The organism is Ruegeria sp. CDSB022, from assembly GCF_059611145.1.
Window position 1 is genome coordinate 38,833 of record NZ_JBXWOZ010000004.1, and the last position, 24,065, is coordinate 62,897.

The 24,065-nt window shown below is 57.0% G+C and carries 23 protein-coding genes; 13 read left to right on the top strand and 10 right to left on the bottom strand.

Annotated elements, in window-relative coordinates:
- Positions 1–174: 174 nt before the first annotated feature.
- Genes pcaF through AC2FIZ_RS09875 form a run of 7 tightly spaced genes read left to right on the top strand, consistent with a single transcriptional unit; the run spans position 175 to position 5,765 of the window.
- Entirely contained in the window at positions 175–1,377 is a 1,203-nt protein-coding gene (pcaF, locus tag AC2FIZ_RS09845) for a 3-oxoadipyl-CoA thiolase (RefSeq protein WP_281995142.1), read from the top strand.
- A gap of 15 nt (positions 1,378–1,392) precedes the next feature.
- Complete coding sequence (gene paaA, locus AC2FIZ_RS09850; protein ID WP_496689215.1) at positions 1,393–2,370, top strand: 1,2-phenylacetyl-CoA epoxidase subunit PaaA; 978 nt, start codon at positions 1,393–1,395, stop codon at positions 2,368–2,370.
- Positions 2,371–2,393: 23 nt separating this feature from the next.
- Positions 2,394–2,678 (top strand): 1,2-phenylacetyl-CoA epoxidase subunit PaaB, encoded by a 285-nt coding sequence (paaB, locus tag AC2FIZ_RS09855; protein WP_142639870.1) that lies wholly within the window; start codon positions 2,394–2,396, stop codon positions 2,676–2,678.
- Positions 2,678–3,436, top strand: a complete 759-nt coding sequence (gene paaC / locus AC2FIZ_RS09860) for a 1,2-phenylacetyl-CoA epoxidase subunit PaaC (protein ID WP_281972862.1) — start codon at positions 2,678–2,680, stop codon at positions 3,434–3,436. The genes paaB and paaC overlap by 1 nt, the downstream gene beginning before the upstream one ends.
- Positions 3,437–3,441: 5 nt before the next feature.
- A complete protein-coding gene (gene paaD / locus AC2FIZ_RS09865; RefSeq protein ID WP_142639942.1) occupies positions 3,442–3,903 on the top strand; it encodes a 1,2-phenylacetyl-CoA epoxidase subunit PaaD in 462 nt (153 codons plus the stop codon).
- Between the two features lie 13 nt (positions 3,904–3,916).
- Positions 3,917–4,990, top strand: coding sequence for a 2Fe-2S iron-sulfur cluster-binding protein (locus tag AC2FIZ_RS09870; RefSeq protein WP_281995140.1), 1,074 nt, complete (start codon positions 3,917–3,919; stop codon positions 4,988–4,990).
- Between the two features lie 13 nt (positions 4,991–5,003).
- Positions 5,004–5,765, top strand: a complete 762-nt coding sequence (locus AC2FIZ_RS09875; RefSeq protein ID WP_271949049.1) for a Phenylacetic acid catabolic protein — start codon at positions 5,004–5,006, stop codon at positions 5,763–5,765.
- A 33-nt stretch (positions 5,766–5,798) separates the two neighbouring features.
- Here the strand turns inward: AC2FIZ_RS09875 and AC2FIZ_RS09880 are convergent, their stop codons facing one another.
- From AC2FIZ_RS09880 to AC2FIZ_RS09895, 4 genes are all read right to left on the bottom strand, one after another.
- Entirely contained in the window at positions 5,799–6,539 is a 741-nt protein-coding gene (locus AC2FIZ_RS09880; RefSeq protein WP_142639862.1) for a maleate cis-trans isomerase family protein, read from the bottom strand.
- A gap of 8 nt (positions 6,540–6,547) precedes the next feature.
- On the bottom strand, positions 6,548–7,711 hold the full coding sequence (locus tag AC2FIZ_RS09885) for a M24 family metallopeptidase (protein ID WP_281972863.1): 1,164 nt from the start codon (positions 7,709–7,711) through the stop codon (positions 6,548–6,550).
- Positions 7,708–8,862 (bottom strand): amidohydrolase, encoded by a 1,155-nt coding sequence (locus AC2FIZ_RS09890; RefSeq protein ID WP_281972864.1) that lies wholly within the window; start codon positions 8,860–8,862, stop codon positions 7,708–7,710. The genes AC2FIZ_RS09885 and AC2FIZ_RS09890 overlap by 4 nt, the downstream gene beginning before the upstream one ends.
- Positions 8,863–8,967: 105 nt before the next feature.
- Complete coding sequence (locus tag AC2FIZ_RS09895; RefSeq protein WP_271949042.1) at positions 8,968–9,432, bottom strand: Lrp/AsnC family transcriptional regulator; 465 nt, start codon at positions 9,430–9,432, stop codon at positions 8,968–8,970.
- Between the two features lie 101 nt (positions 9,433–9,533).
- Here AC2FIZ_RS09895 and AC2FIZ_RS09900 point away from each other — a divergent pair, with 101 nt between their 5' ends.
- The 4 genes from AC2FIZ_RS09900 (at position 9,534) to AC2FIZ_RS09915 (ending at position 13,657) form a co-directional block, all read left to right on the top strand.
- Positions 9,534–10,607, top strand: coding sequence for a pyridoxal-phosphate dependent enzyme (locus AC2FIZ_RS09900; protein WP_496790972.1), 1,074 nt, complete (start codon positions 9,534–9,536; stop codon positions 10,605–10,607).
- A 23-nt stretch (positions 10,608–10,630) separates the two neighbouring features.
- On the top strand, positions 10,631–11,683 hold the full coding sequence (locus AC2FIZ_RS09905) for a TRAP transporter substrate-binding protein (RefSeq protein WP_281995139.1): 1,053 nt from the start codon (positions 10,631–10,633) through the stop codon (positions 11,681–11,683).
- Positions 11,684–11,775: 92 nt separating this feature from the next.
- Positions 11,776–12,312 (top strand): TRAP transporter small permease, encoded by a 537-nt coding sequence (locus AC2FIZ_RS09910; RefSeq protein ID WP_271949035.1) that lies wholly within the window; start codon positions 11,776–11,778, stop codon positions 12,310–12,312.
- A 61-nt stretch (positions 12,313–12,373) separates the two neighbouring features.
- The gene (locus AC2FIZ_RS09915; RefSeq protein WP_416383921.1) at positions 12,374–13,657 is read left to right on the top strand and encodes a TRAP transporter large permease; all 1,284 of its coding nucleotides are present in this window, start codon (positions 12,374–12,376) and stop codon (positions 13,655–13,657) included.
- Positions 13,658–13,716: 59 nt separating this feature from the next.
- Here the strand turns inward: AC2FIZ_RS09915 and AC2FIZ_RS09920 are convergent, their stop codons facing one another.
- Positions 13,717–15,021 (bottom strand): UDP-glucose dehydrogenase family protein, encoded by a 1,305-nt coding sequence (locus AC2FIZ_RS09920; RefSeq protein ID WP_142639848.1) that lies wholly within the window; start codon positions 15,019–15,021, stop codon positions 13,717–13,719.
- 160 nt (positions 15,022–15,181) lie between these two features.
- Here AC2FIZ_RS09920 and gmd point away from each other — a divergent pair, with 160 nt between their 5' ends.
- Complete coding sequence (gene gmd / locus AC2FIZ_RS09925; RefSeq protein ID WP_142639846.1) at positions 15,182–16,306, top strand: GDP-mannose 4,6-dehydratase; 1,125 nt, start codon at positions 15,182–15,184, stop codon at positions 16,304–16,306.
- Between the two features lie 10 nt (positions 16,307–16,316).
- The gene (fcl, locus tag AC2FIZ_RS09930) at positions 16,317–17,294 is read left to right on the top strand and encodes a GDP-L-fucose synthase (protein WP_281995137.1); all 978 of its coding nucleotides are present in this window, start codon (positions 16,317–16,319) and stop codon (positions 17,292–17,294) included.
- 32 nt (positions 17,295–17,326) lie between these two features.
- Here the strand turns inward: fcl and AC2FIZ_RS09935 are convergent, their stop codons facing one another.
- The 5 genes from AC2FIZ_RS09935 to AC2FIZ_RS09955 all read right to left on the bottom strand — a co-directional run bounded on the left by AC2FIZ_RS09935 (position 17,327) and on the right by AC2FIZ_RS09955 (position 24,055).
- Positions 17,327–18,403 carry a DUF2793 domain-containing protein gene (locus AC2FIZ_RS09935; RefSeq protein WP_281995136.1) on the bottom strand — a complete coding sequence of 359 codons (1,077 nt, stop codon included), beginning with the start codon at positions 18,401–18,403 and terminating at the stop codon, positions 17,327–17,329.
- Between the two features lie 207 nt (positions 18,404–18,610).
- Complete coding sequence (locus AC2FIZ_RS09940; RefSeq protein ID WP_281972869.1) at positions 18,611–20,047, bottom strand: mannose-1-phosphate guanylyltransferase/mannose-6-phosphate isomerase; 1,437 nt, start codon at positions 20,045–20,047, stop codon at positions 18,611–18,613.
- Positions 20,048–20,113: 66 nt separating this feature from the next.
- Positions 20,114–21,007: a UTP--glucose-1-phosphate uridylyltransferase GalU gene (gene galU, locus AC2FIZ_RS09945; RefSeq protein ID WP_281995135.1), complete on the bottom strand. Its 894-nt coding sequence runs from the start codon at positions 21,005–21,007 to the stop codon at positions 20,114–20,116.
- Positions 21,008–21,318: 311 nt separating this feature from the next.
- Positions 21,319–23,124, bottom strand: a complete 1,806-nt coding sequence (locus tag AC2FIZ_RS09950; RefSeq protein WP_281995134.1) for an ABC transporter ATP-binding protein — start codon at positions 23,122–23,124, stop codon at positions 21,319–21,321.
- A 1-nt stretch (position 23,125) separates the two neighbouring features.
- Complete coding sequence (locus AC2FIZ_RS09955) at positions 23,126–24,055, bottom strand: ABC transporter permease subunit (RefSeq protein WP_142639834.1); 930 nt, start codon at positions 24,053–24,055, stop codon at positions 23,126–23,128.
- Positions 24,056–24,065: the final 10 nt, after the last annotated feature.

The following is a 24,065-nucleotide window of genomic DNA, read 5'->3' on the forward strand; positions in this document are numbered from 1 at the left end:
GCCCGATGCTGGTCATTCGGCGATTATTGCGGCGTTTCTCTCGCGCCAAATGTTACAGAAAAGCTAAAAAAGAAAAAGAACTCGTAACATTAAGCTTGCCTCGAATCGATGGACGCCCTAAAAACCGACCATGCGGTCAATGATACGGATCAGCACCTACAGGAGAATTAAGTGATGGACGCATTCATTTGCGACGCGACGCGCACTCCGATTGGGCGATATGGGGGGGCTTTGTCGTCAGTCAGGACAGATGATCTGGCCGCGATTCCATTGGCCGCCCTGAAAGAGCGCAACCCGCAGGTTGATTGGGCCAGCGTTGATGATGTGATCTATGGCGATGCCAATCAGGCGGGTGAAAGCAACCGCAATGTGGCGCGGATGGCGGCCTTGTTGGCTGGATTGCCGGTTGATGTGCCTGGAACAACAGTGAACCGATTGTGCGCCAGTGGAATGGATGCGGTTGGAATGGCAGCGCGGGGCATCAAGGCGGGCGATTATGATCTGGCTGTGGCCGGCGGTGTCGAAAGCATGTCGCGCGCGCCCTTTGTGATGCCCAAGGCGACCTCGGCCTTTACCCGCAGCAATGCGGTCTATGATACGACGATCGGCTGGCGCTTTGTGAACCCGAAGGTGAAACAGGCCTATGGCATCGACTCGATGCCGCAAACGGCCGACAATGTGGCCGAAGACTTTGGTATCAGCCGCGATGACCAAGATGCTTTTGCGGCGCGCAGTCAGGCCCGATGGGCCACCGCGCATGAGGCAGGTCTGTTCCGGGATGAAATCACCCCGGTCACGATCCCGCAACGCAAGGGCGATCCGATCATTGTTGATACGGATGAACATCCGCGCCCAGATGTTACCGTGGACAAACTGTCTGGTCTCAAAGGTGTCAACGGGCCGGATAAGACGGTGACCGCTGGCAACGCCTCGGGCGTCAATGACGGCGCTGCGGCCATTTTGATGGCCAATGAGGCGGCAGCGTCAAAGAACGGCCTGACCCCGATGGCCCGAGTCGTGGGCATGTCTGTCGCCGGGGTTGAGCCGCGTGTCATGGGCATTGGCCCGGTTCCGGCTAGCCGCAAAGTTTTGGCCCGCGCCGGGCTGAGCATCGAGCAAATGGACGTGATAGAGTTGAATGAGGCCTTCGCGTCCCAGGGTCTGGCGACACTGCGCGAACTGGGTCTGCCAGACGACGCGCCACAGGTGAACCCGAATGGGGGCGCGATTGCCATTGGCCACCCGTTGGGCATGTCCGGCGCAAGGTTGGTTATGACCGCGGCCTATCAGTTGCGGCGCACGGGCGGGCGATACGCGCTGTGCACCATGTGTGTCGGCGTCGGTCAGGGCGCAGCGCTTATTCTTGAACGCGTATAGGGGAGATGACGGGACATGTATGCTCAGATGGTTAAGTCCGAGGCGACACAGGAAGATCCTGCAAAGCTCGCTGCCTTTCAGTCGCGCATAGACGCTGACGAAAAGATCGAACCCAAGGATTGGATGCCCGAAGGCTATCGCAAGACGCTGATCCGCCAGATCGGCCAGCACGCCCATTCCGAAATCGTTGGGCAACTGCCCGAGGCGAACTGGATCACGCGGGCACCCACACTGGAACGCAAGGCGATCCTGTTGGCAAAAGTTCAGGACGAGGCCGGGCATGGTCTGTACCTTTACTGCGCCGCCGAAACACTGGGTGTCAGCCGGGATGAGATCACCGAAATGCTGCTGGACGGGCGCATGAAATACTCGTCCATCTTCAACTATCCCACCCTGAACTGGGCTGATGTTGGTGCCGTTGGCTGGCTGGTGGATGGCGCCGCGATCATGAACCAGGTGCCGTTGCAGCGCACGTCTTACGGTCCCTATTCACGCGCCATGATCCGCATCTGCAAAGAAGAGAGCTTTCATCAGCGTCAGGGCTATGACGCCATCCGCAAGATGGCCGAAGGCACGCCGGACCAGAAACGAATGGCGCAGGACGCTTTGAACCGCTTTTGGTACCCATCGCTGATGATGTTTGGACCGTCCGACAAGGACTCGGTGCATTCGACGCAGTCGATGAAATGGAAGATCAAGATGAACACCAATGACGAGCTGCGTCAGAAATTCGTCGATCAGACTGTGCCACAGGCCGAGTATCTGGGCCTGACCATTCCTGACCCAAAGCTGAATTGGAACGACGATCGCGGCCATTATGATTTCTCAGAACCCGACTGGTCCGAGTTCTTCGATGTCATCAGTGGCAATGGCCCCTGCAACACCGACCGGCTGGCCGCCCGAAATCAAGCCTGGGACGACGGCAAATGGGTGCGCGACGGGCTGATGGCCCATGCCGAAAAGAAACGCTCTGGCACAGTGGCTGCCGAATAAGTCGACCCTGAGGAGGAAACCCGATGAAAAACGAATGGCCCCTGTGGGAAGTCTTTATCCGTGGTCAGCATGGTATGAGCCACCGTCACGTCGGCTCGTTGCATGCCCCGGACGCGGAGATGGCCATCAAGAACGCGCGCGATGTCTATACCCGCCGCAACGAAGGTGTGTCGATCTGGGTGGTCGAGGCGAATAATATCTCGGCCTCCTCGCCCAGCGACAAGGGCCCATTATACGAGCCCAGCGAAAGCAAGGTCTATCGTCACCCGACCTTTTTCGACATCCCCGATGAAGTGGGGGCCATGTGATGGACCGGGACACGGCATTTGTACAATTCCTTCTACGGATGGGCGACAACGATCTGATCCTTGGCCATCGCGTCAGTGAATGGTGCGGCCATGCGCCGGTGCTGGAAGAGGATATCGCGCTGGCCAACACGGCCCTGGACCTGATCGGGCAAACCCAGATGTGGTTGGGTCTGGCGGGGGAAATCCAAGGCGGCAAAACCGCTGACGATCTGGCCTTCCTTCGCGATGCCTGGGATTTCCGCAATGTGCTGCTGGTCGAGGTTCCCAATGGGGATTTTGGCCGGACCCTGATGCGCCAGTTCCTGTTCGATGCATGGCATTCCATCATGCTGGGACGCTTGCTCAACTCTAGGGATGACCGTGTCGCGGCCATTGCCGCGAAAGCCAGTAAAGAGGTGGCATATCACCTGGAACGCTCGGGCGACACGGTGGTTGGTCTGGGGGACGGAACAGCTGAAAGCCACGCCCGGATGCAGTCGGCTCTGGACTACCTGTGGCCGTATGTAGGCGAGATGTTCACCAGCGACGAAGTTGACGCCGAGATGGTCGCGGCGGGCATTGCGCCGAACCCCGCGGATCTGAGCGCGGAGTTTGACGCTTTGGTGCAGCGGATCCTGTCCGAGGCGACCTTGACGATCCCGGAAGGCGCGTTTGCCCATAAAGGTGGGCGTGACGGGCGGATGCATACGGAACATCTGGGTCATCTGTTGACACAGATGCAGTGGCTGCAACGCGCCTATCCCGAAGCAAGCTGGTAACGCCGATGGATCGGGCATCGACCAAACAAATCTGGGAATGGCTGGATGCTGTTCCTGACCCTGAAATTCCGGTGATTTCAGTGGTCGATCTTGGCATTGTGCGCGATGTGCAGTGGCAGGACGAGACGTTGAAGGTGACGGTCACTCCAACCTATTCCGGCTGTCCGGCAACATCCATTATCAGCCTGGATATCGAAACCGCCTTGCACGATCGCGGGATCAGTGACGTGCAGATCGAAACCAGCATCGCCCCGGCCTGGACCACCGACTGGCTCAGCGAAAAGGGCCGCGCCCGGTTGGAGGACTATGGCATTGCCCCACCGCAACCGGCGGGCGGCCCGGATCGCTGCCCGCGCTGCGGTAGCAAAGCGGTCGAGAAGGTCAGCCAGTTCGGTTCGACCCCTTGCAAGGCGCATTGGCGATGCACCGACTGCCTGGAACCATTTGACTATTTCAAGTGCATCTGAGGAGGACCACCGGATGGCACGTTTCCACGACCTGAAAGTCACAGATATCCACAAAACCATTCGCGATGCGGTGGTGGTGACACTGGAACCTGTGAACGGCGCTGCAGATCAGTTCGATTTCACCGCCGGTCAATATCTGACATTTCGTCGCGAATTTGAGGGCGAAGAACTGCGCCGGTCCTACTCGATCTGCGCGGGCAAGGATGAAGGCGTGCTGCAGGTTGGCATCAAACGTGTTGAAGGCGGCGCCTTTTCCGGATGGGCGAATACTGAACTGAATGTCGGCGACATCGTCGAGGCAATGCCGCCGATGGGCAGCTTTCATACTCCGATAGATGCGGGTGCGGAAAAGCAATATCTGGGCTTTGCAGGGGGCTCGGGGATTACGCCGGTGCTGTCGATCCTCAAAACGACCCTCGCACAGGAACCGCAATCACGCTTTACCCTTATCTATGCCAATAAGGGCACCAACACGATCATGTTCCGCGAGGATCTCGAAGACCTCAAGAACCTCTATATGGGTCGCCTCAACGTGATCCACGTTCTTGAGACGGATTCACAAGAGATCGAGCTGTTCACCGGTTTGGTGACCCAGGAAAAATGCGCGCAGCTGTTCAAACATTGGGTCGATATCGACCATGTCGACACCGCATTTATCTGCGGCCCGGAACCGATGATGCTGGGCATTGCCGCCGCATTGCGCGAGCACGGTCTGGATGACAGCCAGATCAAGTTCGAGCTGTTCGCCAGCGCTCAGCCCGGACGGGCCAAGGCTAAGCCAATTTCGGCAGAAACGGGTACGCAGGGCAATCAGAGCAGTGCGTCGATCACGCTGGATGGATCCACCCAGACCGTGACCATACCCAAGGACCAATCCATTCTTGAGGCGGCCCTGGCAAACGCTATGGATGCCCCGTTTGCCTGCAAGGCGGGTGTCTGTTCGACCTGCCGCTGCAAGGTGCTTGAGGGTGAGGTCGAGATGCTCGCCAATCACGCGCTGGAAGATTACGAAGTGGAAAAAGGCTATGTGCTAAGCTGCCAGGCCTATCCGGTAACAGACCGCGTGGTCGTCGATTACGACCGGTAGAAAGGGGGCAGATATGTCCGATTCAATGACACTCGACAGCTATCTGGCCGCAGGCGGTGTTCTGACCAACCCATCGAACGTGCCGCCTCGCTATCGGGCCGAGCTGATGAAGCTGATGGCGACATTTGTCGACAGCGAACTGGCTGGGGCTGCCGGGTTTGCCGACATCATCAATCAGGGGCCGGGGATCAAGGAACGGATCGCCGCCGCAAAGATCGTGCTGGAAAAGTCAGACCACGCAAATTGTGTTCTCAGCATCATGGGCGAATTTGGCGCAGATACCGAACGCTATGCCAATCACCATCCTTGGACCATGCGCTTGTCGCGGGATGCGGATATCGGGGCCACCCGGTCCGAGCATGACATGCGTCTGGCGGTGTTCAACTATCCGCTGTCCGGCTGGACAGACGCTGTGGTCATGAACCTGCTGATGAGCCGCGCGGTGGCCGAACAACTGGCCGAGTATTCCACCATCTCGTATCAGCCTCTGGCCGAAGCCTTCCGATCCATCGCCCCGGTCGAGGCACATCATGGCGAGCTGGCGTTGGAAGGGGCGGTCAAACTGATCGAGAACGGTGCGGCGGACGACATGCAGAACTCGGTCACTTACTGGTGGCCTCGGGTTGCGGTGTCCTTCGGCGGCGATGACCCGAAACGGTTCGAGCTGTTGAAATCAATGGGCCTGCGTCGCAACACAAACAGCGCATTGCAGGACCGTTGGGGCCAGACAATGGCTGCAACTCTGGCAACGCTTGGCCTCAAATCGCCTGCTTGAACGAAAGCGCCCTAGGCGGACACCCTTCTCGCTCTATCCAAAGAGCCGTCCGAACTGAGGGTTGAGGTCCTCAATGCCGGCCAATCGAAGCATATGCCAGGCAAGCGCCTGATTACTGGAAATGACTGGAATCCCGATCTTTTCTTCTGCCTGAACAATGACGTCAAGGCATCGCAGATTCGTGCAAGAGACAATGACAGCATCGCAGGGCGCTTGAGCCGCGACCTTTTCAATAGCGTCAAGGATCGACCCTTCTGTGATCCGCGCAACAACGCGATCATTTCCTTCCTCGAACGACCCGAAACCTGCGATTTCGAAACCGGCCTGTTCCAGCTTTGTGCGCATCCCAGCGGAAACTTCGGGAATATAGGGGGTGACGAAGCCCAATCGTCGGGCTCCTAAATGCTGACCGGCAGCGATGATTGCCGCCAACGGATCTGTCACACGTGCATCCGGGCAGACCGTCTTTATCACCTTGGCCACATTCTCGGACCCGATCACGGTCGAGGCCGAGGTACAGCCAAATCCGATTGCATCAAAGCTGAGCGATGGTGGCAAAAGCCGTGCCGTCGCAGGCAAGTCCTGTTCCATCCGTGCCAATGTGTCGGGTCGGATTTCGGGCACCATCGGAATCCGGCTGTGATAGAGCGCGACACCAGCTAGGCACATGATCCGAGAGAATTCGTTCTCTAACGTCTCGTCAGTCTCAAGAACAATCACACCCAGATTGGCGCGGGTGCCAATGCCTTCGTCTGTTTCGAAATCAAGCTTCATGATTGGCCTCAGATGATTGGTAGTTCAGGCGCGGCGCGTTTGGTCAAAAGCTCCGCCCCACTTGCACGTATGACGATGTTCTCTTCGTGCACCATGACCCGACCGTCGCCATAGCCAAGCGATGGTTCAAGGGTCAGTACCATATTTTCGGCGATCTCGGTTGTATCCCAACTGGTGTGCGAGGGCCATTCGGTCAGCTGCATGCCAAGCCCATGACCCAGCCTGCCGACGTCACCACCCTGATCGTCGAGCTCCGTGATCACCTTCTGCATCGCTTGAAACAATTCTCGGCAAGTCGCTCCGGGGCGAGCTGCGGCCATCCCGGCCTCAGTCGCGCGCCAAAGAACATCATATGCATGGCGTGAGGCGTCATCGGCGCGGCCAATGGCCCAATTCCGATCGAAGTCGCAAAAATACCCGTCCCAGTTGGAACCGGTGTCGAGCATCAGCACATCGCCGCGCGCCAGTGGTCGGCGGGACGGGGGCGAGATGACGTCGTGATAGCCGCCCGTATCCGCACCGCCGACCAAATACGGAACATCATCGGCACCCTGCGCCAGCCCTTCGCGCCGAAAGGAGCGGAACACATCCTCAAGCGGCTGCCCTTCGCGGGCGATTTCGGGCACCCGCTCAAATGTGCGCGACCCGATGGCGCAGATATAGGTGAGTTTTTCGATCTCGGCCTCGGATTTCACCATTCGCAAGCCTCGGACGATCTCGGTCGCGTCAGTGATCTTTAGCCCATTCAGGCCCGCCAACAGCCGCTCATAATCGCCAAGCGGCATCCGCAAATGGGTTTCGTGCCCCTTCATCAATCCAACGGTTTCACCACGGCTGGCATGTGGCGCCAGCAGATCGGTCAACAGCCCGATACCGTCATCCTTTGGTGCAGGTGCGCCCCAGGTGCGGATATCTGTGACCCAGGTTCGCCGCATAAGGTCTGCGCCGATCTCAGGGATGATTGCGATGGGCTTGCCGGTTGCCGGGATGAACAGGAACCATGGGCGAGTCGGGCTTTGCCAAAACAGCGTGTGGAACCCGCTGAAATAGCGCACATCCGGTTCAGTTGTCAGCAATATGCCCGCCATACCGGTTTCGGCCATCTTTGTCTGGGCCGCTGCGGTACGCGTTGCGAATTCTTGTTGGTCAAAACCACGTCGTGGGGCGTTCATGACTCTTGATCCTTTCGCGGGGGCAACCGGTCCTGAACCAATCGGGTCCAGAATTCAGCTCCGATCGGCAGCAGTTCATCATTGAAATCATAGTCAGAAGCATGGAGCGGTTGGCCATGCGGCCCGGCCTCGCCATTGCCCAGCAACAGGAAACATCCCGGCACGGCGGCCGAAAACTGGGCGAAATCCTCAGAAAAACTCATCGGTGCCCGATCTTTGATCAGGTCACAACCGGCGGCTTCGGCTGCGCGATATACCGCAAGGGCCGGGGTGGCGGCGTTGATGGTCTCGACGAACTGCGTATCAAAGCTGACCGATGCTTGAATGCCATGTGCTGCCGCAATCCCTTCGGTGATCTGACGCATGAAACCTTCGATGGCGTTGCGGTCCTCGGGCGATCTGGCGCGAAAATCTCCTTTGAGAGTGGCGTTGCCCGGCAAGACATTTCGCTGGCCGTCCGTCAGGAATTCGGTCACGGAAACTACCGCGCCAGAGGCGGGCGCAAGCTTTCGTGCCACCACGGTCTGCAATGCCACCACAATCTCGGACCCTACGGTAATTGCATCAACGCCGGTTTGTGGCATCGAGGCATGACCGCCCTGGCCTTTAACCGTGATCTCGAACAGGGTTTCACTGTTACAGATAATACCGGCGCGGGTCGAAATCTGACCGGTTGGAGCGCCTGGCAAATTGTGGATTGCATAGATTTCTTCGACCGGAAATTGTTCTAGCACACCGTCGTCGATCATCGCGCGCGCGCCCAGGCCGTGCTCTTCGTTTGGCTGGAATAGAAAAACAACCGTACCGTCAAAGGTAGGTTCTTTCGCCAGACGCTCTGCCGCCCCAAGCAGCATGGTTGTATGACCATCGTGGCCACAAGCATGCATCACACCGGGTGAGGTCGAGACATAGTCATGGGACGAGGTTTCGGTGATTGGAAGCGCATCCATGTCAGCACGCAGGCCAATGGCTTTGTTGCCACCGCCGGATCGAAGCACACCGACAACGCCTGCGCCTTCGTGCACTTCGATCCCAAGGGCGCGCAGCCGTTCAGCGACAACCGACTTGGTTCGCTTCTCTTGAAAGCCCAGTTCCGGGTGCCTGTGCAAATCCCGCCGAAGCGCGATCATACGGTTTTCTAAATCGCTCATTTCTTCATCCGCGTGTGAGTTGCATCGGTTCTACAGGATAGGGCTGCGTGTTTCGCATCAAATTTCCGACCCTAAAGCAGAAAAAATTGCACAAAAGCGCCAAGTTCAGATCGGAAGTTCCAGACCAATCTTTGTACGGTCCATCGCGACGGATGTGCGAAATCTGCGGACGTTCGAGTTATCGAAAAACAAGCGATGGGTCAGGTCCTCGAAATCCTCCATGTCCTGTGCGACGCAGATAAGAACAAAGTCGGCATCACCGGTCACATAATAGCATTGCTGAACTTGCGGCTCGTTCCTGGCGCGTTTGCGGAACAGATCGAGTTGCTGAAGCGATTCCCGGTCAAGTTCGACCAGAACGATGAAGGTCATCTTATAATCAAAGCGCGACGGGTTGAGCACCGCGACCTCTTTCAGGATCAGCCCGGAATCTCGCAACCGCTTGAGCCGCCGCTGCACCGAGGGAACTGAAAGACTGCATTCTTGCGCCAGCTGTTCCAGCCCGATTCGACAATCCCTTTGCAGGGTTCTGAGGATTATCGTGTCTGCATCATCAAGTTGTTGGTTCATGAAAAATCCTCGCGATGGAAGAGGCAGGTTTGAAACATATTATCGAGATTAGGGTCAAATACGATAAATAGAAATAGGTCGGTCATGCACAATCTCTGCACATGGAAAAAGCGGATGAAAAATACATGATAGCGACCGACGACCTAAGCTTCGCCCCGGATTTCGTCCGTGCGCAGGAGTTTTTTCAGGGGCAAGAGACCTATGCTGTATCGCCGCTGATTGAAATCACGGGGCCGGATGGTCAGAGCATTCTGGCCAAGAACGAGACAGAGCGTATGGGGCTTGGCGCCTTCAAAGCTTTGGGGGCACCCTATGCGGTTGCACGCCTTCTCGAGGATGCATGGCACGAGAATACCGGTGAAACGCTCTCCCTCACGCGGATGAAGGATGCCGATTTTCGAGAATTCGCATCTGGCCACACATTCGTCTGCGCAAGTGCAGGCAACCACGGAATGGGCGTTGCGGCTGGGGCGCGGGCGATGGGTGCAAAGGCGCGAATTCATTTGGCGCAGACCGTACCGCAAGGGTTCGGCGACCGTCTTAGAACCTTCGGTGCCGAGGTTGTCCGTTCGGGCGATGTTTATGACGAAAGCGTCGCCGCCGCTATTGCTGACGCCAAATCCACCGGTGCCACGCTTTTGGCCGACGGAACCTGGCCTGGCTACACCGAGATACCGAAACTGGTGATGGAGGGCTATTGCGTCATCGCCGAAGAGTTGCGCGCGCGGTTCGAGGCCTCGGGGCAGTGGCCTACGCATGTCTATCTGCAGGCCGGTGTCGGTGGGTTGGCCGCTGCAATGTCGCATATGATCCGTCTGAACTGGGCGGAACAGCCTGAACTGATCGTTGTCGAACCCGGCGCTGCGTCCTGTTTGCGGGCCAGTCACTTGGCCGGACGGGCCACCCGCAGCGATGGGCCGGATTCGAATATGGGTCGGCTTGACTGCAAGGCACCGTCGATCGTGGCCTGGGATGTGCTCGAGCGCTGCGGCGTGAGCTACGAAACCCTTTCCGAAGAAGAAGGCCAGGCAGCCGCAGAAGCTGTCACAGCACTTGGAATCGCGACCACGCCGTCAGGCGCGGCCGGTTACGGCGCCCTGTGCAAGAGAACCAACCAACAGGCGAGGACGCAGGAATTACGTCCTCTTGTCATCATCTCAGAAGGGCTCGCATGAGCGGGCAAGAAAGGACTAACAGAATGACATCCATTATTAGCAAGCTGATAACCTCGGCGGTTTTCGCGGCAGGTCTGTCGACTGCTGCCTTTGCGGACACCTGGAAATTCGCCTCGGAAGAGGACAAAGGCGACGTACAGGATATCTTTGCACAGGCCTTCGCCGAAAGTGTCAAAGAGCAGTCCGATGGCGACATCAAAGTGCGTATCTACTACTACGGTCAGTTGGGTACCGAGAACGATATTGTCGAGCTGACATCTAAGGGTACGGTCCAGTTCGTATCGGTGGGCACCGGTCACCTGGGGTCTTATGTGCCCGAGGCGCAGGTTCTTGATCTGCCCTATGTTCTGGGCGGTGATATCGACGTGATCCGCGAAGTTCTGACCACCAGCCCGACCATCTATGAAGACCTCAGCGAGAAATTCGAGAAGGTGAACCTCAAGCTGCTCACTATGATCTCGGAAGGCGACATGGCCTGGGGTGCCAACAAGGCGATCCGCAGCCCGGCGGATTTTGAAGGCCAGAAAATCCGTACCTTCACTTCGACCATTCCGGTGGAAACCTTCAAGGCGTTTGGCGCCAACCCGACGCCTTTGTCCTGGGGCGAGGTCTATGGCGCGCTGCAGTTGAAGACCGTCGATGGCATGGTGAACCCGATCTATTTCATCTACAACGCCAAGTGGCATGAGGTTCAGGATTACCTGATCTTCCCGGGCCAGCTTCCTTACGTCGGCACCGTTTCCACCAACAGTGAATGGTTCAACGGTCTGCCCGCGGATCAGCAAGAGATGGTCAAGAACGCCATCGCCAAGGGCGAGCAGGCTGCGCATGATTATCAGATCAAGATCAATCTGGAAAACATGGACAAGATCAAGGCCGAGCGCCCCGATCTGCAGGTCATCGTCTTGACTGAGGACGAGCGCGCTGTCTTTGAAGCCCAAAGCGCCACATTGCACGAAACATTCTTCGATGTGGTCGAAAACGCCTATGACGACGCCGAGAAACCTGCGGCCCGCGCGCAAGCCCAGAAGATCCTCGACGGCCTGCTTAACGAGGTGAGTAATGCGTCGCAATAAAAGCTGACATCACTGAAAGGCGCGGCGTCTCATTCAGACGTCGCGTCTTTCATTTACGGAACGCTGACTGGCGGGCCGAGGGAGGGAAAATCATGAAAAGCGCATTGGTCGCTCTGAGTAGGGGCACCGAGTTCATCGAGAAATTCGTTATCATTCTGGCCATATTGTTGATGATGGTGAATTCGACCGCAAACGCTATTGGCCGCTACGCCTTTGGCAAAAGCCTGTTCTTCTCGGAAGAGCTGAACCAGTTTCTGATTGTCAGCGTGACCTTTTTTGGATTTGCCTATGCGGTTCGGAAAGGTCGAAACATTCGGATGACGGCGGTTTATGACACGCTGTCCCGTCGATCCAAGAAGGTGATCCTGACGCTGATTTCGATCACGACCAGCATGCTGCTGGCCTTTTTGGCCTACAAGTCCGTGTTCTACGTGCTTGAGATCAAAGAGCTGAACCGTCTGAGCCCGGCGCTGCAGTTTCCGGTCTATATCATCTACTCGGTGATCCCGGTCGGCCTGTTTATGGCCAGCCTGCAATATTTGATCGCATTCATCATGAATGTCACTCATGTCGGCATCTGGCACTCGTACGAGGTCGAGGACAATGATGCAGTGGATGTAGGAGTCTGAGATGCCCGGATTCCTTGATTTCCTTGGCGATGTCATAGCTGGTGAGCTGGATATCTATGTCATCACCTTTGCTCTGGTCGTGGCGATGGTGGTTCTGCTGTTCCTCAGCTACCCGATGGTTGTTCCGTTAGCGGTTGCCACGCTGATTGGCCTTGTTCATTTCTCGCAAAGCGATACTGGCGTCATCATCCAGCAGATGGTCACTGGCATTTCGCCAAACGCGCTGATCGCTGTGCCGATGTTCATATTCGCCGCCGATATCATGGCGAGAGGTCATACGGCCAACAATCTGCTGGGGCTGATCGAAGCCTTTGTCGGTCACCGCCGGGCCGGATTGCCGATCACGGCCTGCATCAGTTGCACATTGTTCGGCTCGGTTTCGGGTTCGACTCAGGCGACCGTGGTTTCGATTGGTCAGATCATGCGGCCAAAGCTGCTGAAGGCCGGTTACAAGGACAGTTTTGTCATGGCGTTGATCATCAATGCCAGCGACATCGCCTTCCTTATCCCTCCAAGCATCGGGATGATCCTGTACGGCACGCTGGCCAATACCAGCGTGGGCGAGCTGTTCATTGCAGGAATTGGTCCGGGCGTTGTTCTGGCGCTGATGTTTTCGGTCTATTGCTATTTCTACAGCGTCCTGCAGGGCGATCTGATCGCGCGGGTGCCAAAGAAATCAGGTGCCGAGCGGCGCGCAGCGTTTCGCAAGGCCATACTGCCGCTTGGTTTCCCGGTCCTGATCGTCGGCGGTATCTACACCGGCGCAGTGACCCCGACCGAAGCAGCCTCGTTTTCGGTGCTTTATGCGCTGATCGTCGAATGCGTGATTTATAGGGAACTGAAACTCAACGACGTTTTGGATTCCGCTCTCAGCACAGGATTGATTACGGCGGTTGTGTTCATCCTTGTCGGGATCGGTCAGGCGTTTTCCTGGTATATTTCCTTCGAACAGATTCCACAGGGCCTGTTAGAGCCGCTGAACCTGGAAGGCGCGTCGCAGGAATACATCCTGTTCATCATAGCGCTGTGCTTCTTCGTGGGATGTATGTTCGTCGACTCGCTGGTCGTGCTTGTCATCCTTACGCCAATCTTCGTTCCGATCGTGGATGCCTCGGGGATTGATCCGGTTCTTGTCGGGGTTATGGTGACGCTGCAGATGGCCATCGGATCAGCAACACCGCCGTTTGGCTGCGATATCTTCACCGCAATCGCGATTTTCAACAGACCTTATCTTGAGGTGATCCGGGGCACTTTGCCGTTCTTCGCGATCCTGGCGCTGATGACGGCTATGCTGATCTACTTCCCAGGTATCGCGCTGTTCCTCAGGGATCTGGCGGCGTTTTGACAAAATGAATGACGGATGGCCGGTTGTTTTGAATCGGCCATCCAAACTTGATCCGAAGATCAGCGCCCAATACCGACGTAACTATCGAAGCCGGATTTCTTGACGGCGGGTTCGGAATAGATATTGCGCAGATCGACCATTCGGGGGGATTTCATCGTGCCAGCTAGTTCGCTCAGATTGAGCGCACGGAACTCGTTCCATTCGGTCAACAGCACAACGACATCCGCATCAGCAGCAGCAGCATAGGGGTCTTCGCACCATTCGACGCCGGGCAGCAGGGCCTCACCTTCGGAACGCCCCTGAGGGTCGACAACCCGCACCGTTGCCCCACCACCGATCAGTGCAGGCACGATAGTTAACGAGGGCGCATCACGCATATCGTCGGTATTGGGTTTGAAGGTCACGCCCAGAACAGCGATCGTTTTTCCATTGAAACTGTCGTCGCAGACATCTCGGATTTTCTGGATCATCCGTTTCTTGACCTCGTCATTCACCCGGATGACGGTTTCGGTGATCTGCATCGGGTGGGCATGTTCCTGACCGATCCGGGCCAGAGCGGCGGTGTCTTTTGGAAAGCACGATCCGCCATATCCCGGACCTGCATGTAGGAATTTATTGCCAATGCGCCCATCCAGACCGATGCCTCGGGCGACCTCTTTCACGTCGCCGCCAACACGTTCGCACAGGCCTGCGATCTCATTTATAAAGGTGATCTTGGTCGCAAGAAACGCGTTAGCGGCGTATTTGATCATCTCTGCGCTTTCCAGATCAGTGGTCAGGATCGGGAAGTCCCGCAGGTAAAGCGGGCGGTATATTTCCGCCATTACATCGGCGGCGCGGTCTGATTCAACGCCGACAACCACACGATCCGGGCGCATGAAATCATCAATGGCGGCCCCTTCGCGCAGGAATTCAGGGTTCGAGGCGACGTCGAATTCGGCCTTCGGGTTGGCGGCAGAAATGACCTGATGCACCTTGCGATTGGTGCCAACTGGAACGGTCGATTTGGTTACCACCACAGTGTAGCCCGTAATCGCATGCGCAATTTCTTCTGCGGCGGCCATCACATAAGTCAGATCGGCGTGACCGTCCCCGCGACGTGTGGGCGTGCCCACGGCAATAAAAACAGCATCCGCACCATCCACTGCTGCGGCCAGGTCCGTGGAAAAGCTGAGCCGACCAGCGGCTACGTTTTTGGCCATCAGGACGTCAAGCCCGGGCTCATATATCGGGACTTCGCCAGCCTGCAGCATCTCAATTTTCTGTTCGGCCTTGTCGACGCAAATGACATCATGGCCGAAATCGGAAAAACATACCCCGGACACCAAACCTACATAGCCGGTTCCGATCATCGCAATACGCATACTAAAATACCCTTCTTAACAAATACCGCCTTTGGCGCGCACACATTCGAAGAAAGTTCCGCCGGTTTCAATGCCTGTCAGCGTGCTTGGGTTGCATTCCGGGGATTCTTGCTGTTTTTGGGTCGGCAATCATACACATTTGTTTTCGTAGGGCGGAACTATGACAAAAACGGCATTAATCACCGGGATTACCGGACAAGACGGATCGTATCTGGCCGAGTTTTTGTTGGAAAAAGGTTATGAAGTTCACGGCATTAAGCGCCGCGCGTCCTCATTCAACACGCAACGCATCGACCACATCTATCAAGACCCACACGTTCCCAATCCCAAACTGCACCTGCACTATGGTGATCTGAGCGATACGTCTAACCTGACGCGAATCATTCGCGAAGTGCAGCCGGACGAGGTCTATAACCTTGGCGCACAGTCCCATGTGGCCGTCAGTTTTGAATCCCCGGAATACACTGCGGATGTGGATGCCATTGGTACTTTGCGTTTGCTGGAAGCGATACGTTTTCTCGGGCTCGAGAAAAAGACACGCTTCTATCAGGCCTCGACCTCGGAACTCTACGGTCTGGTGCAAGAAACTCCGCAACGCGAAACCACCCCGTTCCACCCAAGGTCACCTTATGCGGTTGCCAAACTCTATTCTTACTGGATCACGGTTAATTACCGTGAGGCCTATGGCATGTATGCCTGTAACGGGATCCTGTTTAACCACGAAAGCCCGCGCCGGGGCGAAACTTTTGTTACCCGCAAGATCACACGCGGTTTGGCAAATATTGCGCAAGGACTGGAAAGTTGCCTGTACATGGGCAATATCGACAGTCTGCGGGATTGGGGCCACGCGAAGGACTATGTGCGGATGCAATGGCTGATGCTGCAGCAGGACAATCCTGAGGATTTCGTGATTGCGACCGGGGTTCAGTATTCGGTACGACAGTTCATTGAATGGTCGGCAGCCGAGCTTGGCGTTTCACTGGAATTCACCGGGTCAGGCGTTGACGAAACCGCGACTGTCGTTTCGATCGAGGGGGACAAAGCCCCGGGATTGAAACCCGGTGACGTCGTAATGCGGATAGACCCACAATATTTTCGCCCGGCCGAGGTCGAAACCCTTCTGGGCGATCCCTCAAACGCCAAGAACAAACTGGGTTGGGTACCAGAACTGACCGTGCAGGAAATGTGCGCTGAGATGGTGACCGAAGACCTGAAGACGGCCAAACGTCACGCGCTTTTGAAAGAGCACGGGTTTGAGCTGCCAATGAGCCTGGAAAACGGCTGAGGAGGCCCTCATGCGTAAGATCTATGTTGCCGGGCATCGTGGTATGGTTGGCGGCGCAATCCTGCGCCGTTTGCAAAACCGCAAGGACGAAGGCGAAGAGCTGGAGTTGATCACGCGCAGGCATTCCGAACTGGATCTAACCGACCAATCCGCCGTGCGTGATTTTATGCAGACTGAGCGTCCGGATATGGTGATCCTAGCCGCGGCCAAGGTCGGTGGGATTCACGCAAATAACACGTACCCCGCAGATTTCATTTACGAAAACCTGATGATTGAATGCAACGTGATCCATCAGGCTTTTGCAGCGGGGGTAAAGCATTTGCTGCAGTTGGGTAGTTCGTGCATTTACCCACGGTCTGTCCCTCAGCCCATGCGTGAAGACGCTTTGCTGACCGGCGTGCTGGAACCCACCAACGAACCCTATGCGGTTGCGAAGATCGCCGGGATCAAGCTGTGCGAAAGCTATAATCGCCAACATGGTGTCGATTACCGGTCGGTTATGCCGACCAATCTTTACGGACCCGGAGACAATTTTCACCCCGAAAACAGCCATGTCCTGCCGGCCCTGATCCGCAGATTCCACGAGGCACAACGCGACGGGCTGGAAGAAGTGGTGATCTGGGGCACAGGAAAACCGCGGCGCGAGTTTTTGCATGTCGATGATATGGCCGAGGCGTCCTTGTTTGTGCTCGACTTACCGCGCGATATCTACGACGCGAATACCCAGCCGATGCTGAGCCATATCAATGTGGGATGCGGCGAAGATATCTCAATCGCTGAGCTGGCGGCCCTAGTGGCCGGAACAACCGGATTCACGGGTAAGATCACTCAGGATGTCAGCAAGCCTGACGGGACACTGCGCAAGTTGATGGATGTGTCCCGACTGGCAGATATGGGGTGGCGCGCACGCGTTGGACTCGAAGATGGTATCCGCGAGACCTATGCGTGGTTTCTGGAGCAGGCAGACACCGATTTGCGCGCCAAATGACCGCCTGGGCATAGCTCCGGACGGTCTAAAGCTCAGAACCAGCGACCGGTTGCGATTACCGTTGGGGACAGGCTGCTTGTGTCCGAGGATGCCGATAGAACCTTAAAGGGCACTTGTGTTTCAGTGGCCGCGCCCAAACCTATAAACCGGCTTGTCGCGCCGCCACTGCCACCGACCGAGGGTGAGGTTCCGGACGCAAAGGCTGCGGGAAAGCTCCAGGCGGTCTCGGCGCTGGAATACAGCGATCCTTCGGCGTTCACGCAATCGGTGGCCGTCAGAACGCCCGTGCAGATTTGTGTACCATCCGCAAACCGGACGTATTCGCCATTGGCGGTTGATCCGCGTTCGACGACCGCGCCGGTTGGCACCCCGGCGGTTTCTGACACAGAGCCCAGCAGGTTTCCGGGGCAGTAGCCATAGTCGGCCCGCATCAGGCGACCTGCGGTGATGTCTTCGGCATCGTTTTGAATGGCAGAGCCTGAGGCTGTTCCGGTGGCTGGGTCAAAGCTCAGCGCCTCGGTCCAGGATCCGCCATCAGCCGAGACTTTGATGGAAAAACCGGTGTTGCCGGACAATCCCATCTCCGCATGACCGACCCAGTTTGACTGGAACAAAAGCGAGGCGGTATCCCCGGCCGCTGCCTTGTTGATCTTCAACTGGTGCCCCGCCCCGTCATGGCTGAGCAACGTCGCAGGCGACCGGACCGATAGCCGATTGGTGCCGTCATACCCGGTTGCGATGCCCAACCCGTCCAGGTTCTGGGTCGCGACCTGAGGTTCGGACCAGTCTGCGCCGTCCCAGATCTTCAACCGGTTGGCCTGTTCATCCCAGGTCCGCCAGCCGATTCCCGGGGTCACAAAATGCCAGGCGTCATCCAACCAGGCCGCAAGGGCGCCCGGCTGCGCGGCCCAATCCCCGGTAGGGTTGGCGCCAAGCGCGTGAATCTCGCCCTGTTCCGGCACCGCAGGCGGGACCGAGGCGTTTGTCGACGCTACGCTCAGCTGGACAATCAGGTCCAGAGCACGCAGCGCCTCGTTATGGGTGACGTGTTTCTGGGCCTGCGAAGGTTGCAGGAAAGGTAAATCCAATCTGGGTGAGTTTTGTGACACGGGCGGCGTCCTCCTGTAGCTGTCGGTCCGACTATTGCATTGCGCGCTACATTGCCGTGCCCAGGATGAATCCGGTCTGATCTGACCGAACGTTCGAATAATCATTTGCTAACGTTTGGAGGATTCCATGGGGCGTAGCCAAAGGTCTGGATTCAACGAAAAAGGACAGCCGAAGCTGCCCTTAAGTTTACCAATCGCCGCTAAAGGTTAGCTGCGGGCGTACACATCCTCGTACCGGATGATGTCGTCCTCACCCAGATAAGACCCGGTCTGGACCTCGATCAGAACCATCGGCACCTTGCCCGGATTCTCCATCCGATGAACGGCGCCGAGCGGGATGTAGACAGACTGGTTTTCAGAGATCAGGCGCACATCTTCGTCGATCGTTACTTTTGCCGTGCCCTGAACAACGATCCAGTGTTCAGACCGGTGGTGATGGGATTGCAGGCTTAGTGAGGCGCCGGGGTGAACGTGTATGCGTTTGACCTGGAACCGATCCCCGATGACCAGGCTTTCGAACCAGCCCCAAGGGCGATGATCGACCGGCAGCGATTCCGCTTGTTTGGCGCCTTTGGCCTTCAGGGCCGCAACCGCCTGTTTGACGTCCTGAGCCTTGTCCATGCTGGCCACCAAAACCGCATCAGGCATGGCGACCGCAATCATGTTTTCCAGACCCATCGCAACAACTTCTTGCGTGGGGGTTTCTGAACGCACCAATACGTTCCGGCAGTCAATGGTGGTAACCTGGCCCGTGGTGGCAACGCCATCGGCGTCTGGATTGCTCAGCTCTTGAACTGCCGACCAGCTGCCGACATCCGACCAGCCAGAGGCGTAAGGAACAACGCTCAGATTGCGGGCTTTCTCCATGACCGCGTAGTCGATCGAGATATCCTCGACCGTGCCCCAGGCTCGGGGATCGAGGCGCAGAAACCCGAGGTCGGCCTTTGCCTCACGGACGGCCTTGCCGACCGGGTCCAGCAGTGCGGACGCATGTTCTTTGAATGCAGCGATTATGTCTTTGACCGCGAAAAGAAATATCCCCGAATTCCAAAGATAGCTGCCATCGGCGATCATGGCTTGGGCATTCCGCAGATCAGGCTTTTCGACAAAACGGTCCAACGCAATGGCGGTGTTGCCCGTATCTGGGGCATGGCTGAGCTTGAGATATCCATAGCCGGTTTCCGGCCGGTCCGGAGTGATCCCGAAAGTGACGAGATCCCCACGATCCGAAATCGCGCGCGCGCCTTCGGTAACTGCCTGATGAAACGCAGCTTTGTCCGGGATGACATGGTCCGATGGGGCGACAAGCATGATCGCATCCGGGTTGCTGGCGGCCAGATATAACGCGGCGGCCAGAACCGCTGGTGCTGTGTTGCGCCCTTCGGGTTCGATCAAAATGGGACCCGGATCTATGCCAATCGCGCCCAGTTGTTCCGGAACCACAAAACGGAATGCATCATTGGTAAGGATCAGCGGCTTGGCATAAGGCGCGTCCTTGGGTCCCTGCATTCGTTCAGCACAATCCTGAAGCAGGCTTGAATCACCGATCAGAGGGACGAACTGCTTGGGGTAACTTTTGCGCGACAGGGGCCACAGTCGGGTGCCGGACCCTCCGCAGAGTATGATGGGATGGATGGTGGTCATTGCGGCTTGCCTCGAAGGTTCTTGGACTTTGTCACTTTAGAAACGACATGCTGAAGGTTGCGGGCGCTATTGAGCGGCCTTCCCGGCGGCGACTATCTCGTTCAGATATTGGCTCAGGTCATCACGCAGATCGCTACGGGCCAGCGCAAAGGCAACAGTTGCCTGGAGGAACCCGGCTTTCGAGCCGCAATCAAATCGCTGGCCGTCGAATTTATAGCCAAACACGGGCACACCGTTACAGATGTCTTCTGCGATAGCATCGGTCAGCTGAATCTCACCGCCACTGCCCGTTTTCTTTTGGTTGAGATTGTACAGCACTGACGGCCCCAGAATATACCGACCGATAACGGCCAGGTTCGAGGGGGCTTCTTCCGGCTTGGGCTTTTCAACCATTCCTCTGGCGCGTACCACGGAGCCGACGTTTTCGCCTACATCCAGAACGCCATAGGAACTGGTTTTTTCGTTTGGCACTTCCATCGTTGCGACCATATTGCCGCCGGTTTCCTCATAGGCTTCGACCATCTGTTGCAGACAGGGTTTATCAGCAGCAATGACGTCATCAGGCAACATTACGGCAAATGGCTCGTCGCCGATCAGACGGCGGGCACACCAGACTGCGTGGCCCAGACCAAGCGCCTTGTGCTGGCGGATATAGGCGATGGCGCCGCTTTCCATATTCGTTGCATTCAGCGCCTCAAGCAGGTCATCCTTGCCCTTGGCCTTGAGCTCTTGTTCCAGAACGAGGTTGTGATCAAAGTAATCTTCCAGCGCAGATTTGCCACGCGAAGTTACAAAGATGAATTCGGTAATACCTGCGGCGCGGGCTTCGTCGATTGCGTATTGAACCAAAGGACGGTCAACCAGTGTCATGATCTCTTTGGGGACGGATTTTGTCGCTGGGAGAAAACGCGTGCCCAATCCCGCAACGGGGAAAATCGCCTTGGTGACCTTGCGTACCATGTTACCTCTCAAATTCAATTCTTGCCCGACCGCGTAGGGCAGGCCGGGGTTTCCTATTAGGCTGCGCAGTCAGAACAATCAATGACATCGCGGCCGCAGTCTAATATCTGACAGGAAGGTGCCACCGGGGGTAGGGGAAGTCAAAACGAACCGCCGTTTGATGCCTTTGAAACCCGTCATTTACCGGTGTTTTGTTGTACAATCCGGCCCTTCGTCCATTCATTGGCAAGAATACGCCAAGAATCGTCATGAAGTCGTGCAAAGCCGAACCTGTCCCCGAGGCTGTTCAAGCGGCCTCGGGGACAGGAGATTTATGTGTTCGCCAGGATTGTCTCAAGTGGATCATGCTCGGCCACGAAATGGTTCGGTGCGACCTCGTTGAGCTGTGGAACATAATCGTTCTGACCGGCCGATAGCCGGCTGGGCAAAAACCTGAGCGCCGCTTTCGGGTCCATCGGCGAAGGCAGCTCGCCCGGCAATTTGAGGCGCTGGCGTTGCCGTTCCACATCCGGATCGGGGATCGGGACGGCCGAGATCAGCGATTTGGTATAGGGGTGTAGAGGCTGCGAACAGATCACCTCTCCATCTCCCAATTCGACGATGCGCCCCAGATACAGTACCATGATCCGGTTTGACACTGTCCGTACCACGGACAGGTCGTGGCTGATGAAAATCATAGACAGCCCGAATTCCTGCTGCAGCTCTTTCAAAAGCTCTACGATCTGGGCCTGGATCGACACGTCCAGAGCCGAGACCGCCTCGTCACAAATGATCAGCTTGGGCTTGTTGATCATCGCCCGCGCGATCCCGACCCGCTGGTTCTGCCCACCGGACAGCTCGTGCGGATAGCGGTTGATCATGTTGGCCTGCAGGCCAACCCGCTCCATCATTTCGCCGACCATTTTCTTGCGCTCACGCTCTGTCAGATCCGGGCGATAGGTTTTCAGCGGTTCGGCGATAGAGGCCGAGATGGTCATTCGCGGATCGAGGCTGGCCAGCGGATCCTGGAACACAATCTGCAGGTCCTTGCGGTACTTGTTCAGCTCGGCCCGCTTTAGCCCGACTATCGGATGGCCCAACCAGCTGACATTGCCACCGCTGGGTTCGATCAGCTGCAGAACCGCCCGCGCCAGTGTGGATTTGCCACAGCCGGATTCACCCACAACGCCCAGCGTCTCGCCCTTACGGATGTCAAAGCTGACGCCGTCCACAGCTTTCAGCGGTACCTTGCGCCCAAACAACCCGCCCGACACGTGGATCGGGAAATGCACTTTCACGTCATCGACCCTAAGCAAAGGTGCGTCGGTTTCTTCCAGCGCTTTTGGCGCGTCACCGGCATCAATGCGCGGCATCGCTTCAAGCAGGGTGCGGGTGTATTCATGCTGCGGCGCGCGGAAGATCTCGCGTGTGTCCCCGGCCTCAACAAACTGACCCAGACGCATGACCTGAATGCGGTCACACATCCGTGCCACCACGCCCATGTCATGCGTGATCAGCGCAATGGCAGTGCCTTCGTCTTTTTGCAGGTGCACCATCAAGTCCAGGATGTCGGCCTGGACCGTCACATCCAGCGCCGTGGTCGGTTCATCGGCGATCAGCAGCTTTGGGCTGCACAACATCGACATGGCGATCATGACACGTTGGCGCATGCCCCCCGACAATTCGTGCGGGTATTGATCCAGACGACGGTTTGCCTCTGGGATGCGGACCCGGTCCAACCACTCCAGACAGCGCGCCCGAGCGGCCGAACCCTGCAACCCTTCGTGAACCTGCAGAACCTCACGCATTTGCTGCCCGACCCGCAGATGCGGGGTCAGGGCGGTCAGCGGATCCTGAAAGATCATGCCGACGTCATCGCCACGGATCTGGTTCAGCTTGTTGATCGGCAGATTCAGGATTTCCTTGCCGTTCAGCGTGGCCGAACCGATTGCACGACCCGCTGAAGGCAACAGCCCCATTGCGGCCATGAAAGTCTGGCTTTTACCGGACCCGCTTTCGCCCACAATACCAAGGCATTCGCCCGGATTAATGTCAAAGCTGATGCCTTTGACGGCCTCGACCACACCATCGGGGGTGTCGAACTGGACGCTTAGGTCCTTAACAGAGAACAGGCTCATATCAGCGATCCTTTGGGTCCAGAGCGTCACGTAGCCCATCGCCGATGAAGAACATCGTGATGATAATGGCGACATAGAATGTCAGAGGGAACATCAGCTGCCAGAGGGTTCCGTACCCCATTGTGCCCGCCCCTTCAGCGATCAGACGGCCTAGCGAGGTATAGGGCTCCGAGATGCCAAGTCCGAGGAACGAGATAAAGCTTTCGGTCAGGATCATCTCGGGCACCAGAAGCGAAGCATAGACGATTACCACGCCCAGCAGGTTGGGCAGGATATGGCGATACATGATGGTGAATTCGCTGACACCGGCGGCACGCGCTGCCTCGATGAATTCGCGGTTTTTCAGGGCCAGAGTCTGCCCTCTGACGATCCGTGACATGGTCAGCCAACCAACCGCGCCCAATGCGATGAACAGGGTAAAGAACGACCGACCGGCCACTACAAGCAACAGAATGATGATCAGAGTTGTCGGAATGGCCAGAAGGATATCGACGAACCGCATCATCGCGCCGTCAAGGCGCCCGCCAATATACCCGGCGGCGATGCCATAGCAGGTGCCAACAATCAACGCGGTGGCCGCCCCGACGAGCCCCACCAACAACGATGTTGTTGTGGCCTGAATGACCCGGCTGTAAAGGTCGCGCCCCAGATCGTCGACGCCAAAGAAGTGCCCGGTCTCGATCGACGGCATTCCCATGCCACGGATGTCACCCATCACGTTCCAGTCGATTTCCTCATTGCTCCAAACGGCGAAATATGGGCCGAAGATTGTGAACAGAACGATCATCAGCAAGATGAATACGCTCGCCATTGCGGCTTTGTTGCGGACAAACCGCATCCGCGCATCCTGCCAGAGGGAACGCCCCTGAACGGCCGTGAAATCGGTGATATCCTCGGCCAGATGGGCGGCTTTTTGTGATTTTCCTAGCATTTTGTGCCCC

Coding starts and splice junctions, on each gene's coding strand:
- pcaF (WP_281995142.1), top strand. CDS start 175: ATGGACGCATTCATTTGCGACGCGACGCGCACTCCGATTGGGCGATAT.
- paaA (WP_496689215.1), top strand. CDS start 1,393: ATGTATGCTCAGATGGTTAAGTCCGAGGCGACACAGGAAGATCCTGCA.
- paaB (WP_142639870.1), top strand. CDS start 2,394: ATGAAAAACGAATGGCCCCTGTGGGAAGTCTTTATCCGTGGTCAGCAT.
- paaC (WP_281972862.1), top strand. CDS start 2,678: ATGGACCGGGACACGGCATTTGTACAATTCCTTCTACGGATGGGCGAC.
- paaD (WP_142639942.1), top strand. CDS start 3,442: ATGGATCGGGCATCGACCAAACAAATCTGGGAATGGCTGGATGCTGTT.
- AC2FIZ_RS09870 (WP_281995140.1), top strand. CDS start 3,917: ATGGCACGTTTCCACGACCTGAAAGTCACAGATATCCACAAAACCATT.
- AC2FIZ_RS09875 (WP_271949049.1), top strand. CDS start 5,004: ATGTCCGATTCAATGACACTCGACAGCTATCTGGCCGCAGGCGGTGTT.
- AC2FIZ_RS09880 (WP_142639862.1), bottom strand. CDS start 6,539: ATGAAGCTTGATTTCGAAACAGACGAAGGCATTGGCACCCGCGCCAAT.
- AC2FIZ_RS09885 (WP_281972863.1), bottom strand. CDS start 7,711: ATGAACGCCCCACGACGTGGTTTTGACCAACAAGAATTCGCAACGCGT.
- AC2FIZ_RS09890 (WP_281972864.1), bottom strand. CDS start 8,862: ATGAGCGATTTAGAAAACCGTATGATCGCGCTTCGGCGGGATTTGCAC.
- AC2FIZ_RS09895 (WP_271949042.1), bottom strand. CDS start 9,432: ATGAACCAACAACTTGATGATGCAGACACGATAATCCTCAGAACCCTG.
- AC2FIZ_RS09900 (WP_496790972.1), top strand. CDS start 9,534: ATGGAAAAAGCGGATGAAAAATACATGATAGCGACCGACGACCTAAGC.
- AC2FIZ_RS09905 (WP_281995139.1), top strand. CDS start 10,631: ATGACATCCATTATTAGCAAGCTGATAACCTCGGCGGTTTTCGCGGCA.
- AC2FIZ_RS09910 (WP_271949035.1), top strand. CDS start 11,776: ATGAAAAGCGCATTGGTCGCTCTGAGTAGGGGCACCGAGTTCATCGAG.
- AC2FIZ_RS09920 (WP_142639848.1), bottom strand. CDS start 15,021: ATGCGTATTGCGATGATCGGAACCGGCTATGTAGGTTTGGTGTCCGGG.
- gmd (WP_142639846.1), top strand. CDS start 15,182: ATGACAAAAACGGCATTAATCACCGGGATTACCGGACAAGACGGATCG.
- fcl (WP_281995137.1), top strand. CDS start 16,317: ATGCGTAAGATCTATGTTGCCGGGCATCGTGGTATGGTTGGCGGCGCA.
- AC2FIZ_RS09940 (WP_281972869.1), bottom strand. CDS start 20,047: ATGACCACCATCCATCCCATCATACTCTGCGGAGGGTCCGGCACCCGA.
- galU (WP_281995135.1), bottom strand. CDS start 21,007: ATGGTACGCAAGGTCACCAAGGCGATTTTCCCCGTTGCGGGATTGGGC.
- AC2FIZ_RS09950 (WP_281995134.1), bottom strand. CDS start 23,124: ATGAGCCTGTTCTCTGTTAAGGACCTAAGCGTCCAGTTCGACACCCCC.
- AC2FIZ_RS09955 (WP_142639834.1), bottom strand. CDS start 24,055: ATGCTAGGAAAATCACAAAAAGCCGCCCATCTGGCCGAGGATATCACC.